The organism is Streptomyces sp. NPDC001532 (genome assembly GCF_040298625.1).
Lineage (GTDB): Bacteria > Actinomycetota > Actinomycetes > Streptomycetales > Streptomycetaceae > Streptomyces.
Genome location: NZ_JBEPAL010000002.1, coordinates 171,616 through 186,408 on the forward strand (window position 1 = coordinate 171,616; position 14,793 = coordinate 186,408).

The window sequence follows — 14,793 nt, forward strand, 5'->3', positions numbered from 1 at the left end:
GCGCCGCGGTGAGGAACGTGACCGCCTCGGCCGGCGGCGTGCGCCCGCTCATGACACGGCCTCCCTCAGCGCCCGGTCCAGCGGCACGTCCGCCGTCACCGACACCGAGGCCGGGTCCAGGTCGGACGGGGTCGGCATGACGCTGCCGGGGAGCCGGACGGCGGCGGCGCCGTGGGCGATCGCGGAGGCGAGGGCGTCGGGGCCGCTGCCGCCGGCGATCAGGAAGCCCGCGAGGGAGGAGTCACCGGCGCCGACGTTGCTGCGTACGGTGTCCACGGCGGCGGTGCCGAACCAGGTGCCCGCGTCCTCGACGAGGAGCTGTCCGTCGGCGCCCAGGCTCGCGAGGACGGCGCGTGCGCCCCGCTCGCGCAACTCCTCGGCCGCCTTCGCCGCGTCGCCCACCGTGGCGAGCGGCCGCCCTACGGCCTCGGCCAGTTCCTCGGCGTTCGGCTTCACCACGTCGGGCCGTGCGCGCAGCGCCTCCAGCAGGGCGCGCCCGGAGGTGTCCAGGGCGATGCGCGCGCCCCCGGCGTGCGCCCGCGTGACCACATCGGCGTACCAGGACGGCGCGAGCCCTCGGGGCAGGCTTCCGCAGCAGGCGATCCAGTCCGCGTCCCGCGACTGCTCGCGCACGGTCTCCAGCAGCAGCTCCTGCTCGGCCGCCGACAGTTCCGGCCCCGGCGCGTTGATCTTCGTGAGCACCCCGTCCGACTCCGCGAGCGCGATGTTGGAGCGGGTGGCGCCGGCGACCGGCACCGGCGCGACCTCGATGCCCTGGGCGTCGAGCAGGTCCGCGACGAGCGCGCCCGGCGCACCGCCCAGAGGCAGCACCGCCACCGTGCGCCGTCCGGCGGCCGCGACGGCGCGCGAGACGTTCACGCCCTTGCCACCGGGGTCCATGCGCTCGGTCTCGGCGCGGATCACCTCACCGCGCCTGAGGGCCTGGACCTCGTAGGTGCGGTCGAGGGACGGGTTGGGGGTGACGGTGAGGATCATGCGCGCACCACTTCCGTGCCGCCGCGCTCGATGGCGGCGGCGTCCTCGGGGCTCAGCCCGCTGTCGGTGATCAGCAGGTCCACGTCGCTCAGGTCGCCGAAGCGGGCGAAGTGCTCCTGGCCGTGCTTGGCGGAGTCGGCGAGCAGCACCACCCGGCGGGCGGCGGCGATCGCGGCCCGCTTCACCGCGGCCTCGGCGAGGTCGGGGGTGGTCAGACCGTGCTCGGCGGAGAAGCCGTTGGCCGCCACGAAGAGGACGTCCGCGCGGATCTCGCCGTACGCGCGCAGCGCCCAGGCGTCCACGGCGGCGCGGGTTCGATGGCGTACGCGCCCTCCGACGAGGTGGAGCTGGATGCCCGGGTGGTCGGCGAGGCGGGCGGCGATGGGCAGGCTGTGGGTGACGACGGTGAGGGAGCTCTCCAGCGGGACGGCGGCGGACAGGCGCGCCACCGTCGTACCGGCGTCGAGGATCAGCGTGCCCTCGGCGGGCAGTTCGGCGAGGGCGGCCTTGGCGATGCGGTCCTTCTCGTCGGCCGAGGTCGACTCACGCTCGGCGAGGTCCGGCTCGAAGTCGAGGCGCCCGGCGGGGATCGCCCCGCCGTGCACGCGGCGCACCAGGCCGGCCCGGTCGAGGGCCTTCAGATCGCGGCGGATCGTCTCCGCCGTCACCTGGAACTCCTCGGCCAACGACAGGACGTCCACCCGGCCGCCGTCCCGGGCGAGCCGGAGGATCTCCTGCTGCCGCTCCGGTGCGTACATGTCCGTTCGCCTCCGAGTGTGCCCGAACGTGTGGTTCCAAACGCAGAATATGCCGGGCTTCTCGGAAAGTAAACAGGTTCGGGCCCCATCCGGGCGTGATCGGGCATGAGCGCACGAGCGGAGATGAGGTGTCTCCGCGCCAGGCCGGGGCGCTCCGGCGCCGTCGTCGGCGGGCGGGACGCGGGACGCCATGCGTGAGGGCCCGGATCTCAGCGCCTCAGCACTGAGATCCGGGCCCCGCCCCTTCCGACGCCGGCCGCGCCGCACCGGCCGACCGCACCGGCCGCGCCACGCCGGTGGACCGCACCGGCCGACCGCCGGCGCCTACCTCACGAGGACACCAGCTCCGGCTCCGCCGCCCCCTCGGTCCGCGCCGCCTCCGACCCCTCCACATGCTGGGCCGGCCGCTTGGGCAGCGCGGACATCAGCAGGAAGATGACGCCCAGCACCGCGGCCACCCAGCCGAGGGCGTACTGGAAGGCGTCCACGAAGGCGGGGCCCATCTGCGCGGCGGGCAGGTGCTCGTCGATCACCCCGAAGAAGACGACCGACACCAGGCCGAGCCCCAGCGCGTTGCCCATCTGCTGCACGGTGTTGATCAGCCCGGACGCGGAACCGGAGTGCTCGCGCGGCACCTCCGACAGCACCGCGTCCGTCAGCGGGGCGACGATCAGGCCCATCCCGGCGCCCATGACGACCAGGGGCAGCGCCATCTGCCACGGCGCGATGGACAGGCCGTAGCGGTCGGCCTCCCAGAGGTAGAGCAGGACGCCCGCGGCCATCACCAGGGCGCCGGCCTGGAGCACCTTGCGGCCGAAGCGCGGGACCAGCTTCTGCACGGACAGGCCGGCCGCCGTGGAGACGGCGATGGAGAACGGGACGCCGGTCAGGCCGGCCTTCAGCGGAGTCCAGCCCAGCCCGTACTGGAGGTACAGCGTCCACACCAGGAAGAAGATGCCGAGCGCCACGCCGAACACGGTCTGCACGGCGATGCCGGCCGCGAAGCTCTTCACCCGGAACAGGGACAGCTCGACGAGCGGGGAGCCGTCGCGGGCGGCCTTGCGCCGCTCGTACGCCACCAGCGCCGCGAAGACGACGAACGCGCCGGCCATGGACAGGTGTCCCCACAGCGGCCAGCCCAGCTCGCGGCCGCGGGTCAGCGGGTAGAGCAGCATCAGCAGGCCCAGCGTCACCAGCGCCACGCCGACCAGGTCCAGCTTGAGCGCGCGCGGGGCCTTGGACTCGGTGATGAAGCGGCTGCCCAGGATCAGGCCCGCGAGGCCGACCGGCAGGTTGATGAGGAAGATCGGACGCCACTCCAGGCCGAACAGGTTCCACTCGGTCAGCAGCGCGCCGAGCAGCGGACCGGACACCGCGCCGAGACCGACGATCGCGCCGAACAGCCCGAACACCTTGCCCCGTTCGTGCGCCGGGAAGGTCGCGTGCACGATCGACAGGACCTGCGGGACCATCAGCGCCGCCATGGCGCCCTGGAGTATCCGCGACGCGACCAGCATCTCCGGGTTCGCGGCGAGACCGCACAGCGCCGAGGCGACGGTGAAGCCGGCGATGCCGATCAGGAAGACCCGCTTGCGCCCGTGGATGTCGCCGAGCCGGCCGCCGGTGATCAGTCCGGCCGCGAAGGCGAGGGCGTAACCGGCGGTGATCCACTGGATCTGGGCGAGGGACGCGCCCGCCTCCCGCTGGATCGACGGGATGGCGATGTTGACGATCGTGACGTCGACGAGGTCCATGAAGGCCGCCGTCATCACGATGGCCAGCGCGAACCAGCGGCGCCGATCCGGTACGGAGGCGTTCGTACGACCTGAAGGGGTCTCGGTGAAGGTCATGCCCCGAAGTTAGAGCGCCACTAGGACAGATCGCGTCCTATCTCTGCGGCATCCTCGACACCATGACGACGGACACCCCGGCCCGGCTGCTCCAGCTCCTCTCCCTCCTCCAGACCCCGCGCGAATGGCCCGGCGGCGAACTGGCCGGCCGGCTCGGCGTCTCCCGGCGCACGATCCGGCGGGACATCGACCGGCTGCGCGAACTGGGCTACCCCGTACAGGCCACGATGGGCTCCGACGGCGGCTACCGGCTGGTCGCGGGCAAGGCCATGCCGCCGCTCGTCCTCGACGACGAGGAGGCGGTGGCGATCGCGGTCGGCCTGCGGGCCGGCGCCGGGCACGCCGTCGAGGGCGTGGACGAGGCGTCCGTACGGGCGCTGGCCAAGCTGGAGCAGGTGCTGCCGTCCCGCCTGCGCCACCGCGTCGCCACCCTCCAAGCCGCCACCACCCCGCTGACCAGCGGCGACGGGCCGAGCATCGCACCGGAGACGCTGACCGTCATGGCGTCGACGGTGGCCGGCCACGAGCGGCTGCGGTTCGCCTACCGCGACAAGGACGGCACCGCCTCCCGCCGCCAGACCGAGCCGTACCGGCTGGTCTCGACCGGCCGCCGCTGGTACCTCGTCGCCTACGACCTCGACCGCGCCGACTGGCGCACCTTCCGCGTCGACCGGGTCAGCGAACCCTTCGCCACCGGCGCCCGGTTCATCCCGCGCGAACTGCCGACGGGCAGCGCGGCGGAGTATCTGCGCCAGTCGATCCGGCACCGCCAGGAGACCTACGACTTCACGGTCACCTTCGCCGCGCCCGCACCGGTGATCGCGGCACGCCTTCCGGCGGTGGTGGGAACTCCGGAACCGCTCGACGAGACGAGCTGCCGAGTGCGCGGGACCACCGGCGACCCGGTGGAGTGGCTGGCCGTACGACTGGCCATGCTGGGCCATGAGTTCGAGGTCCGCGAGCCCGCCAAACTCGTGGCGTGCGTCAGGGAGCTGGGCGCCCGGATGACCCGCGCGGCAGGCGAGGCACACGGCTGATGCCTGCCGGGCCGACGGATCCGTTGTTCGCCGGCGCGCGAGGCCCCGGCTGCGGGTCGCCGGGCCGACGGATCCGTTGCTCCGCCGACGGGCCAGGCCCGCGACTGAGGCACGCCGAGCCGACGGATCCGTGTTCGGTGGCAAGCGAGGCCCCGGCTGCGGGTCGCCGGGCGGGCGGATCCGTCGCTCCGCCGGCGCGCGAGGCCCGCGACTGAGGCACGCCGAGCCGACGGACCCGTTGTTACGCCGACGGCGAGGCCCCGGCTGCGGGTCGCCGAGCGGGCGGACCCGTTGCTTCGCCCGCGAGCGAGGCCCGCGACTGAGGCACGCCGAGCCGACGGACCCGTTGTTTCGCCGGCGGGCCAAGCGCACGGCTGAGTCCCGGCCGAGCTGACGGATCCGATGTATGGCCGCCGAGCTGACGCCGCGCCGAAGCCCGCCGCGCCGACACCCGCCGGGCTAACGGCCCTCCCACCGGAAGTCCCGCAGCGCCGCCAGATTCCGCAGCGCCAGCGCGGCCGGCCCGTTCGCGCCGGTCGCGGGCGCGCCGCCGATCGCCCAGTTCTCCACGGCCACGCGTACGGCCGCGCTCGCGACGGCGGCGGCGAAGCGCGGGTCGGGCGCGACCTCCGCACCCTCAGCAAGTGCCGTCCCTTCAGCCTGTTCCGCCGCTTCAGCCGGTTCCGCCGCTTCAGCCGGTTCCGACGGCTCCACCGCTTCCTCTGGTTCCTCCGGCTCCCCGGGCTCCGCCACCCGATCCGCCGGCCCTTCCGACCCTTCCGGCTTTTCCGCCCGCGCCTCCGCCCGCTCCCCCAGCCGCTCCTCCAGTACGGCGGCCAGCGTCACCTCAGCCTCCTGGCACACCTCGGCCCACACCTTCCGCAGTGCCGGACTCTCGACGGCCAGACGGATCAGGGTGCGGACCCACTCCCAGGACGCGGCCGACACCCCGCCGCCCGGCGACAGGGTGTGCTGGGCGGCGTGCTCCAGCGCCGCGAGGACGGACAGCTCGGCGGGGGCCTCCCGTACCGCCTCGGCCCAGCGCTGGGCACCGGCGGCGTAGAGCGGGGCGACGGCCTCTTCCTTGCTCGCGAAGTAGCGGTAGAAGGTGCGCGGGGCGATCCCCGCAGCGTGGGCGATGTCCTCGGCGCGGGTGCCGCGCAGCCCGTGGGTCACGAAGAGGCCGGCCGCGGCACGGGCGATCTCCGTCCGGGTGGCCGCCTTGCGGCGCTCGGTCAGCGAGGCGGGCGTTCGCGCGGCCGAGGAGGAAGACGTCGGGTGCTGTGCGGGGGTGGTGCTGCTCACTCCGTCAGGCTATGCCGATGTGGCACAATCTGCCATCCGGCGGGCCACCCCGGGGTTCAGGTACGGGGTGCCCCGCCGGGCCAGCCATGGGCGCGTGCGCCCGGGCGGGTGGCGCGTGCGCCTGGACACGCGGAAGCCGGGCTCCGACGCCCGGGGGAAGGCGCCGAAACCCGGCTGGGAGAGTCCCGGCGCCGGGGGGAGTGCGTCGGGACGTGGCTCTGCCGCGAGGGCTCCGCTTGTGACGGCTCGGCTGTGCGGGCTCAGCCGTGGAGGTTCCGCTGTGGGGCGGTTCGCCTCCGAACTGCTGTACCCGGAAGTCTTGTTCCCGGGCATCCATGGGTTGAAGCGACGTTACATCGCCACATTTGCGCGGGCTTTCGCCACCCGGCGTACGCGGCGACGCCCCGTCGTGCGCCGTCCGACGGGCCGTCACCACCACAACTCAGGCACCGTTACTCACGCCACCGCGCCTCACGCAACCCCGCGAGTCCTGTGCCACCCCGCGGGCCCTATGCCACCTCGCGAGCCCTACGCCACCGCGTCGAACCCGGTGTCCCGCGCCAGCTTCTTCAGCTCCAGCAGCGCGTGCTTCTCTATCTGCCGGATACGCTCACGCGTCAGACCGTGCTCCTTGCCGACCTCGGTCAGGGTGCGCTCGCGGCCGTCCTCGATGCCGTAGCGCATCTTGATGATGGAGGCCGTGCGCTGGTCGAGGCGGCCGATCAGGTCGTCCAGTTCCTCGCTGCGCAGCAGCGTCAGCACCGACTGCTCGGGAGAGACCGCGGAGGTGTCCTCCAGCAGGTCGCCGAACTGGGTCTCGCCCTCGTCGTCCACGGACATGTTCAGCGAGACCGGGTCGCGGGCCCAGTCGAGCACGTCGACCACGCGCTCCGGCGTCGAGCCGAGCTCGGCGGCGATCTCCGCGGGCTCCGGGTCCCGGCCGTGCTCGCGGTTGAACTCGCGCTGCACTCGGCGGATCCGGCCCAGCTCCTCCACCAGGTGGACGGGCAGCCGGATGGTGCGCGACTGGTCGGCTATGGACCGGGTGATGGCCTGACGGATCCACCAGGTCGCGTACGTCGAGAACTTGAAGCCCTTGCGGTAGTCGAACTTCTCCACCGCGCGGACCAGACCCGCGTTGCCCTCCTGGATCAGGTCGAGCAGGGGCAGGCCGCTGCGCGGATACCGCCGGGCGACGGCGACGACCAGACGCAGGTTGGATCGGATGAAGACGTCCTTGGCCCGCTCGCTCTCGGCGACCAGAGCCTCCAGCTCCTCGCGGGTGGCGTCGGCCTTGGACTCCTCGAACCCGTCGAGGACCTGCTGCGCGAACACACCCGCTTCGATGATCTGGGAGAGCTCGACCTCCTTTGCGGCGTCCAGCAGCGGCGTACGCGCGATCTCGTCGAGGTACATACCGACCAGATCGCGGTCCGCGATCTCGCCGCCATGGGCGCGAACACTGCTTGCCGCGCCGACGGTCTCGCCGGCGGCGGACGTACGACGGGCGACGGCACGGGTTGCCATGCGTGCTCCCTTGCGATGTGAGGTCAGCGGGTGGTCCTTCGGACACTCAGCACCGGTCCCGGACCCTTCGATCCTCGTCCGAGTGCCCTGCATCCGATGGAAACAACGACTGGAATCCGGACAGAATTCCCATGCCGACCCTCGATTTTTCTGATCATGCAGTACCCTGTGCCGCCACATGGGGAGGCCAGATGCCGTCGGAGCAGCCAGAGGTGCAGGTCAGGCCGGGAGTCGAAGACGACCTCGCAGCCCTCACCGACCTCTACAACCACTACGTCCGTGAGACGGCCATCACATTCGACACCGAAGCCTTCACTCCGGAAGAGCGCCGCCCTTGGCTGCTCTCCCACCCTGAAGACGGCCCGTACCGCCTGATGGTTGCCACGGACACCGGTTCCCGGCAGATCCTGGGTTACGCCACCTCCAGCCCCTTCCGTGCCAAGCCCGCCTACGCGACCTCCGTGGAGGTCACGGTCTACGTCGCCCCGGACGCCGGCCGCCGCGGGATCGGCTCCCTGCTCTACCGGGCCCTCTTCGAAGCCCTGGCCGGCGAGGACGTGCACCGCGCCTACGCCGGGATCGCCCAGCCGAACGAGGGCTCCACCCGGCTCCACGAGCGCTTCGGCTTCCGCCACGTCGGCACGTACCGCGAGGTGGGCCGCAAATTCGGCCGCTACTGGGACGTGGCCTGGTACGAAAAGGAGCTGTGAGACGCGCCGACCCGGGCCGCCGCCCCTCAGCCGAACTGCACCGAGCGCTTGGCCAGCCCCATCCAGAACCCGTCGATCACCGACTTCTGTTCCCCCAGCTCACCGGTCGCGTCCGCCGCGCCCATGGTCACGAACAGGGGCGCGAAGTGCTCGGTGCGCGGGTGGGCGTAGCGGCCCGCCGGGGCCTTGTGCAGGAAGTCCAGCAGGGCGTCGACGTCCCGCTCGGCGAGGGCCCGCCGCCCCCACTCGTCGAACTCCGCCGACCAGCTCGGCACGCCAGGTCCGGTGTGGCGCAGCGCGGCGAGGTTGTGGGTGAAGAAGCCGGAGCCGACGATCAGCACGCCTTCGTCGCGCAGCGGGGCGAGCGTGCGGCCGATCTCCATCAGCTTGACCGGGTCGAGGGTCGGCAGTGAGATCTGGAGCACGGGAATGTCGGCGGCGGGGAACATCTCGACGAGCGGGACGTAGGCGCCGTGGTCGAGGCCGCGGTCCGGGATGTCCTGGACCGGCATGCCGGGGGCGCGCAGCAGCTTGCGCACGGACGCGGCCAGTTCGGGGGCGCCCGGGGCGTCGTAGCGGACGCGGTAGTAGTGCTCGGGGAAGCCCCAGAAGTCGTGGACGAGCGGGACCGGCTCGGTCGCGGCGAGGGCGAGCGGGGCCTCCTCCCAGTGGGCGGAGACCATGAGGATCGCCTTGGGGCGCGGCAGGGCGGCCGACCAGGCGGCCAGTTCTCCGGGCCAGACCGGGTCGTCCGCGAGGGGCGGGGCGCCGTGGCTGAGGTAGAGGGCGGGCATACGCTCCGGCGCGTCGGTGGCGGCCATGATCAGCGACTCCTCAACTTACTTGAACTCTCAACGTTCCCTTCCTTCACCGTACGCCCCATTTGTTTAAGCTTCAAGGAGAGCGCCCGTACAGTGGAATCCATGAACACGGCACCCGCATCCGACCCCGCGGAGCCCCGCTGGCTCTCCGCCGAGGAACAGCTCGTCTGGCGTTCGTACATCGAGGCCGCCACCTTGCTGGAGGACCACCTCGACCGTCAGCTCCAGCGTGACGCGGGAATGCCGCACGTGTACTACGGCCTGCTGGTCAAGCTCGCCGAGTCCCCGCGCCGCCGGCTGCGGATGACCGAACTCGCCAAGTACGCCAAGATCACCCGCTCCCGGCTCTCGCACGCCGTCGCCCGGCTGGAGAAGAACGGCTGGGTGCGCCGCGAGGACTGCCCGTCCGACAAGCGCGGCCAGTTCGCCGTCCTCACCGACGAGGGCATGGAGGTGCTGAGCCGGTCCGCGCCGGGCCATGTGGCCGCCGTACGGCAGGCGGTCTTCGACCGTCTCAGCCCGGAACAGCAGAAGTCCCTCGGCGAGATCATGAGGATCGTCGCCGAGGGACTTCAGCCCACCGAAGCGGGAGCGGACCTGCCCTGGCTGCGTTAGCGGCGGACCGGCCCTGGCTGCGTCAGCGGCGGACCGGCCCTGGCTGCTTCAGCGGCGGGCCTGCGCTGGCTGCTTCAGCGGCCGGGGGTGGTGGGCCGGCTCGGTGAGGCCGCCACCGGCCGGTGGGTTCACCACCGGCCGTCGGACCGCAACCGTTCACCGGGCCACCGCGGTCAGTGGGACACGGAGGTCAGTGAGCGACCACCGGGACCGGCACCGCGTCCTCGGCCGAGGCGTCGGAGCCGGCGACCGTCGTGCCGCCCGGACGGCCGGCGTTGACGAAGGTCAGCGCGATCACCGCGGCGACCACCAGGATGCCGACGGCGAACCAGATGGCGCTGGTGTAGCCCTCCACCATGGCCTCCAGCTGCACCAGCTGTTGCTGGGAGGGGGAGGTCGCCGAGCCGAGGTGGTCGGCGATGTACGAGGTGGTCGCGGAGGCCGCGATCGTGTTCAGCAGGGCCGTACCGATGGCGCCGCCCACCTGCTGCGAGGTGTTGACCATCGCGGAGGCGACACCGGCGTCCCGCGCCTCGACACCCTGCGTGGACAGGGACATCGCCGGCATGAACGCCGTACCCATGCCGAGACCGAGCAGCAGCATCGCCGGCAGCAGCAGGGCCGCGTACGAGGAACCGATCTCCATCTGGGTGAGCAGCAGCATGCCGAGCGCGGCGACCAGGAAGCCGGGGCCCATCAGCAGCCGCGGCGCGACCCGGGTCATCAGACGGGTGCCGATCTGGGTGGAGCCCGTGATCATGCCCGCGATCATCGGCAGGAAGGCGAAGCCGGTCTTGACCGGCGAGTAGCCCTTCACGATCTGGAGGTAGTACGTCAGGAAGAGGAACAGGCCGAACATCGCGATGATCGCGAGACCCAGCGAGAGGTAGACACCGCCGCGGTTGCGCTCGGTGATCACGCGCAGCGGCAGCAGCGGCGCCTTCACCTTGGCCTCGATCAGCACGAACGCCAGCAGCAGCACGCCGGAGCCGACGAACATGCCGATGGTGACGGTGTCGCTCCAGCCGTCGGACTCGGCGCGGGTGAAGCCGTAGACCAGCGCGACCAGGCCGAGGGTGGAGAGGATCACGCCCGGGATGTCGAGCGGGGAGCGGTTGCGGCCGCCCTCCGGCTCACGGATGACGAACCAGGCACCGGCCGCGGCGGCGATCGCGAACGGGATGTTCACGAAGAAGGTCCAGCGCCAGTCCAGGTACTCGGTGAGGAAACCGCCGAGGATCAGACCGACGGCGCCACCGCCACCGGCGATCGCACCGTAGATGCCGAACGCCTTGGCGCGCTCCTTGGCATCGGTGAACATCACCGCGAGCAGCGAGAGCGCGGCGGGCGCGAGCAGCGCGCCGAACACGCCCTGGAGCGCGCGGGCACCGAACATCATCGCCTCGTTGGTGGCGGCGCCACCGAGCGCGGAGGCCACGGCGAAACCACCCAGACCCACGAGGAAGGCGTTCTTACGGCCCCACAGGTCGGCTATCCGGCCACCGAACAGCAGCAGACCACCGAAGGCGAGCGCATAGGCGGTCACCACCCACTGGCGGTTGCCGTCCGAGATGCCGAGGTCCTGCTGGGCGGAGGGCAGGGCGATGTTCACGATGGTCGCGTCGAGCACGACCATCAGCTGGGCGAGGGCGATGAAGACGAGCGCCTTCCAGCGCCCGGGATCGGGGAGCGGAACGGCGGAGGCGGAGGCCTTGCCGGCGGACTGAGACATAGAGGTACCCACTTCGGGACTTCGGTGGAGCAGTGACGGAGCGTGCGACAGAGCGTGTGGCTGAGCGTGCGACAGAGCGTCGTGCTGCTCGACGGTCGAACTGGAAAATAACCGTCAAACAAGCTGATAACGGGTCAAAAGAAAAAACGAAGAGCAACGACTCGTCGTCATCGACGGTCGTGGCAGTTCAACTGGACGGCGGGACGTGCTGCTCGGTGGTCAGGGCCGACGGAGGTCCTCCATGGTCACGGCCGCCCCGGGCAGCACGGAGCGGGCCGGGGCCCGCAGTCCGTCCAGGTACACCTGGAGATGACGGTGGACGAAGCGGTCCGCACTCACGCATCCGGTGCCGGCCGGGGGCCGGCTGAGCTGGGCCACGGCGACCATCAGGTCACCGACGCCGACGTCGGGGCGGAGCTGACCGGCCCTCTTGGCCCGGTCCATGACCTCCTCGACCAACTCCTCGAAGCGTTCGCGCGCGGCCTCCAGGTCCGGGTGGTTCTGGTCGAAAGCGCTGGTGACCATGGGGCACAGCGCGCTGATCCGCTCGTCGGCGGCGGCGTGCGCGATGCGCTCCAGGGCCGTGAAGGCGTCCCCGGTGTCCGCGAGGGCCCGCTCGGCCGCGAGCGCCGTACGGTCGATGACCGAGCAGACGACCTCGCGGACCAGCGCCTCGCGGTCCGGGAAGTTGCGGTACACCGTGGCATTGCCGACCCCCGCGCGACGGGCGATCTCGTCGAACGGCACATCGGGGCCGAACTCGACGAACATCTCCCGGGCGGCGGTGACGATCCGCTCCCGGTTGCGCAGGGCGTCGGCGCGCGGCCGGGTCACCTTGCGCCGTTCGGGGGTGGCGGTCTGCACGGCGTACTCCTTGGACTGTGGATGACGATCCGGGGAGTGGATCCCCGTTTCGCTCGGACACAGGTCTAAACGGGGAATCGATCCCCGGTTATTTCCCTCCCAGCAACAAATCTCTTGTGACCTGAATCACATACTCGGGCCGAGAAACCCACGATCGGTCTCCTCCAGCGAGCGTCTCTGCCCCTCGCGTCACAGGGTGATCGAAAGGGTGCAGCCGGTGACCGGCGGCTGCCTGGAGCGAGGGGTCCATGCATGCAGCCGCATCCGCCCAGCCGCGGGATACGCCCGGTACGACGTACGGGGGGCGGGGTGGGACGGCTGCGACGGGGGCTGAGGTCGCTGGGGCGGTTGGGGGTGGGGCTGGGGCTGTTGCGGGGTGAGGGGCTCACGGGAGGCGTGGAGCTTCGGCCGGGTGAGGGGTTCCCGGGCGAGGGATCTCCGGGCGAGGGATCTCCGGGCGGCGGTGAACGTGCTCGGCACGACAAGCCGAACCACGAGCCGGAACCGAAGCTCGGGCCGGAACCGAACTCGGAACCTGAGCCGGAGCCGAAGCTCAGGCCGGAACCGAACCCGGAACCTGAGCCGGAGCCGGAGCCCGGGCCGGAACCGAGGCTCAGGCCGGAACCGAACCCGGAACCGGAGCGGAACCCCGTGCCGGGGCCGACTCCACATCTGCGGCGCTGGGCCGCACTCGCCGCGGTCACCGCGCTGACGGCGGCGCTCAGCACCTCCGCCGGTACCGGCCGGCTGCCCGGCGGCCCGGCCACGGCGGGCGCGCGCCCGATCACCGCCGCCGACGCCACCACCCTGGCCCCCTGCATGATCCGCAGCGAGCTGGACATCCAGATGTCCGAAGGCATCCCGACCTCCGACAGCTACTCCCCCTCCACCGGCACGGTCCGCGCCCTCACCCTGATGATCGACTTCTCGGACGCGCCGGGACAGGGCAAGGCCATGGACCGCTACGCGGAGTTCTTCCCGCAGACCCAGAAGTGGTTCCGCACCAGCTCCTACGGCCGCCTGGACTACCGTCCGGAGGCCCCGATCCGCGACTGGCTGCGCATGCCGAAGCCCTTCGAGGCGTACGGCCTGGAACGCGGCGCGCCCTTCGACCCGGGCTACCGCAAGCTGGTCCAGGACATGATCGCCGAGGCCGACCCGAAGGTGGACTTCCGCTCGTACGACCTGCTGAACGTGCTGGTCACCCCGAACGCGGGCCCGTCCGCGCTGGACACCGTGCTCTCGGTGACCTTCGCCGGCAACACCGAGGCCCCGACGGCGGACGGCGTGCCGGTGGCGAACGCGTCCTTCGTCTACTCCCGCCAGGACGACGGCTCCGGCTCCTACGACAGCACCGGCTACCGCGTACTGCCCCACGAGAACGGGCACGTCTTCGGCCTGCCCGACCTGTACACCCAGGAGGGCGGCGGCGCGGTCGGCCACTGGGACATCATGAGCGAGGACTGGGGGGCCAACAACGATCTGCTCGGCTGGCACAAGTGGAAGCTGGGCTGGCTGGACGCCGACCAGGTGGCCTGCGCGTCCGCGCCCGGCACCACCGACCACACCCTCACCCCGCTGGCCCGCGCCGGCGGCCCGAAACTCCTCTTCGTCCCCCTCGACGGCCGCACCGGGTACGCCGTGGAACTGCGCACCCGCGAAGGCAACGACGAGGCGGTGTGCCGCCCCGGCATCCTGATCTACAAGGTCGACGCGGCCGTGGACACCGGCCAGGGCCCGGTGAAGGTCTACGACTCCACCGGCGACAGCGGCGGCTGCACCCGCAGCCCCAACGTCCACGCGGAACTCTCCGACGCGCCGTTCGCCCCCGGCGACACCTTCAAGGACCTGAAGAAGGGCATCCGCATCTCGGTGGCGTCGGCGCACCTGAAGGGCAACCACGTCATCCGGGTGACCCGAAGCTGACGAACTCCCGGGCCCCGCAGGGGAATCGGCAGCCACACTGGCCCCATGCACCCGAGCCCGAGTTCAAGCCCGACCCCGACCCTGACCAAGTACACCCACTCCTGCGTACGGCTGGAGCGCCCCGGCGGCGGCACGCTCGTCATCGACGCCGGCATCTGGAGCGAACCCGCGGCCCTGACCGGCGCGGACGCGGTCCTGGTCACCCACGAGCACGCCGACCACGTGGACCTGCTGCGCCTGAGAGGACTGGGCGTCCCCGTCCACGCCCCCGCAGCCGCCCACCTCCCCGGCCTGGACTTCATCGCCGTCACCCCCGGCGAGGAGTTCACCGCGGCCGGCTTCCACGTGACCGCCCACGGCGGGCAACACGCCCGTATCCACGGCGACCTCCCGGACTGCGCCAACCTCGGCTACCTCGTCGACGACGCCGTCTACCACCCCGGCGACTCCCTCCACCGCCCCGACCGCCCGGTGGACACCCTGCTGGTCCCCCTCCATGCCTCCTGCGCGAAGGGCCTACGGCATCCACGACGCCCAGATCAACGAACGCGGCCTGAGCAGCGTGAACGGCTGGCTGACCCAGGAATGCCCGGACCGCTACCGCTACCTCCCGCCAGGAACGACCGCCTGACGAACCCCGGACACCAACCTC

Annotated in this window: 12 protein-coding genes and 1 pseudogene; 5 read left to right on the top strand and 8 right to left on the bottom strand. The window is 71.8% G+C overall.

The window, feature by feature from the left end:
• Nucleotides 1-48: 48 nt before the first annotated feature.
• From pfkB to ABT232_RS03410, 3 genes are all read right to left on the bottom strand, one after another.
• Nucleotides 49-996 carry a 1-phosphofructokinase gene (gene pfkB, locus ABT232_RS03400; RefSeq protein ID WP_351835186.1) on the bottom strand — a complete coding sequence of 316 codons (948 nt, stop codon included), beginning with the start codon at nucleotides 994-996 and terminating at the stop codon, nucleotides 49-51.
• On the bottom strand, nucleotides 993-1,754 hold the full coding sequence (locus ABT232_RS03405; RefSeq protein ID WP_351835188.1) for a DeoR/GlpR family DNA-binding transcription regulator: 762 nt from the start codon (nucleotides 1,752-1,754) through the stop codon (nucleotides 993-995). Before ABT232_RS03405 ends, pfkB begins: the two co-directional genes overlap by 4 nt.
• A gap of 329 nt (nucleotides 1,755-2,083) precedes the next feature.
• Nucleotides 2,084-3,604 carry an MFS transporter gene (locus ABT232_RS03410; RefSeq protein ID WP_351835191.1) on the bottom strand — a complete coding sequence of 507 codons (1,521 nt, stop codon included), beginning with the start codon at nucleotides 3,602-3,604 and terminating at the stop codon, nucleotides 2,084-2,086.
• Between the two features lie 62 nt (nucleotides 3,605-3,666).
• Here ABT232_RS03410 and ABT232_RS03415 point away from each other — a divergent pair, with 62 nt between their 5' ends.
• Nucleotides 3,667-4,641: a helix-turn-helix transcriptional regulator gene (locus tag ABT232_RS03415; protein ID WP_351835194.1), complete on the top strand. Its 975-nt coding sequence runs from the start codon at nucleotides 3,667-3,669 to the stop codon at nucleotides 4,639-4,641.
• 459 nt (nucleotides 4,642-5,100) lie between these two features.
• Here ABT232_RS03415 and ABT232_RS03420 read toward each other — a convergent pair whose 3' ends face one another.
• Together ABT232_RS03420 and ABT232_RS03425 are read right to left on the bottom strand one after the other, a co-directional pair.
• On the bottom strand, nucleotides 5,101-5,946 hold the full coding sequence (locus ABT232_RS03420) for a TetR/AcrR family transcriptional regulator (RefSeq protein ID WP_351835197.1): 846 nt from the start codon (nucleotides 5,944-5,946) through the stop codon (nucleotides 5,101-5,103).
• Between the two features lie 528 nt (nucleotides 5,947-6,474).
• Nucleotides 6,475-7,473: a sigma-70 family RNA polymerase sigma factor gene (locus tag ABT232_RS03425; protein ID WP_351835200.1), complete on the bottom strand. Its 999-nt coding sequence runs from the start codon at nucleotides 7,471-7,473 to the stop codon at nucleotides 6,475-6,477.
• 191 nt (nucleotides 7,474-7,664) lie between these two features.
• Here ABT232_RS03425 and ABT232_RS03430 point away from each other — a divergent pair, with 191 nt between their 5' ends.
• On the top strand, nucleotides 7,665-8,183 hold the full coding sequence (locus ABT232_RS03430; RefSeq protein ID WP_351835203.1) for a GNAT family N-acetyltransferase: 519 nt from the start codon (nucleotides 7,665-7,667) through the stop codon (nucleotides 8,181-8,183).
• A gap of 26 nt (nucleotides 8,184-8,209) precedes the next feature.
• On the opposite strand, the gene ABT232_RS03435 is transcribed toward ABT232_RS03430, so the two are convergent.
• Nucleotides 8,210-9,004 (bottom strand): dioxygenase family protein, encoded by a 795-nt coding sequence (locus tag ABT232_RS03435; RefSeq protein WP_351835205.1) that lies wholly within the window; start codon nucleotides 9,002-9,004, stop codon nucleotides 8,210-8,212.
• A 102-nt stretch (nucleotides 9,005-9,106) separates the two neighbouring features.
• Here ABT232_RS03435 and ABT232_RS03440 point away from each other — a divergent pair, with 102 nt between their 5' ends.
• Entirely contained in the window at nucleotides 9,107-9,619 is a 513-nt protein-coding gene (locus ABT232_RS03440; protein ID WP_351835207.1) for a MarR family winged helix-turn-helix transcriptional regulator, read from the top strand.
• Nucleotides 9,620-9,809: 190 nt separating this feature from the next.
• Here ABT232_RS03440 and ABT232_RS03445 read toward each other — a convergent pair whose 3' ends face one another.
• Nucleotides 9,810-11,351 (bottom strand): MFS transporter, encoded by a 1,542-nt coding sequence (locus ABT232_RS03445; protein ID WP_351835210.1) that lies wholly within the window; start codon nucleotides 11,349-11,351, stop codon nucleotides 9,810-9,812.
• A 219-nt stretch (nucleotides 11,352-11,570) separates the two neighbouring features.
• Nucleotides 11,571-12,215: a TetR/AcrR family transcriptional regulator gene (locus tag ABT232_RS03450; protein ID WP_351835212.1), complete on the bottom strand. Its 645-nt coding sequence runs from the start codon at nucleotides 12,213-12,215 to the stop codon at nucleotides 11,571-11,573.
• A gap of 651 nt (nucleotides 12,216-12,866) precedes the next feature.
• Here ABT232_RS03450 and ABT232_RS03455 point away from each other — a divergent pair.
• Entirely contained in the window at nucleotides 12,867-14,141 is a 1,275-nt protein-coding gene (locus ABT232_RS03455; protein WP_351835214.1) for a M6 family metalloprotease domain-containing protein, read from the top strand.
• Nucleotides 14,142-14,186: 45 nt separating this feature from the next.
• Nucleotides 14,187-14,772, top strand: a pseudogene (locus ABT232_RS03460) (MBL fold metallo-hydrolase).
• Nucleotides 14,773-14,793 lie beyond the last annotated feature (21 nt).

Bases quoted from the DNA above. Each gene is read 5' to 3' on its own strand.
- pfkB (WP_351835186.1), bottom strand. From the start codon at position 996: ATGATCCTCACCGTCACCCCCAACCCGTCCCTCGACCGCACCTACGAG.
- ABT232_RS03435 (WP_351835205.1), bottom strand. From the start codon at position 9,004: ATGGCCGCCACCGACGCGCCGGAGCGTATGCCCGCCCTCTACCTCAGC.
- ABT232_RS03405 (WP_351835188.1), bottom strand. From the start codon at position 1,754: ATGTACGCACCGGAGCGGCAGCAGGAGATCCTCCGGCTCGCCCGGGAC.
- ABT232_RS03440 (WP_351835207.1), top strand. From the start codon at position 9,107: ATGAACACGGCACCCGCATCCGACCCCGCGGAGCCCCGCTGGCTCTCC.
- ABT232_RS03415 (WP_351835194.1), top strand. From the start codon at position 3,667: ATGACGACGGACACCCCGGCCCGGCTGCTCCAGCTCCTCTCCCTCCTC.
- ABT232_RS03425 (WP_351835200.1), bottom strand. From the start codon at position 7,473: ATGGCAACCCGTGCCGTCGCCCGTCGTACGTCCGCCGCCGGCGAGACC.
- ABT232_RS03445 (WP_351835210.1), bottom strand. From the start codon at position 11,351: ATGTCTCAGTCCGCCGGCAAGGCCTCCGCCTCCGCCGTTCCGCTCCCC.
- ABT232_RS03430 (WP_351835203.1), top strand. From the start codon at position 7,665: ATGCCGTCGGAGCAGCCAGAGGTGCAGGTCAGGCCGGGAGTCGAAGAC.
- ABT232_RS03410 (WP_351835191.1), bottom strand. From the start codon at position 3,604: ATGACCTTCACCGAGACCCCTTCAGGTCGTACGAACGCCTCCGTACCG.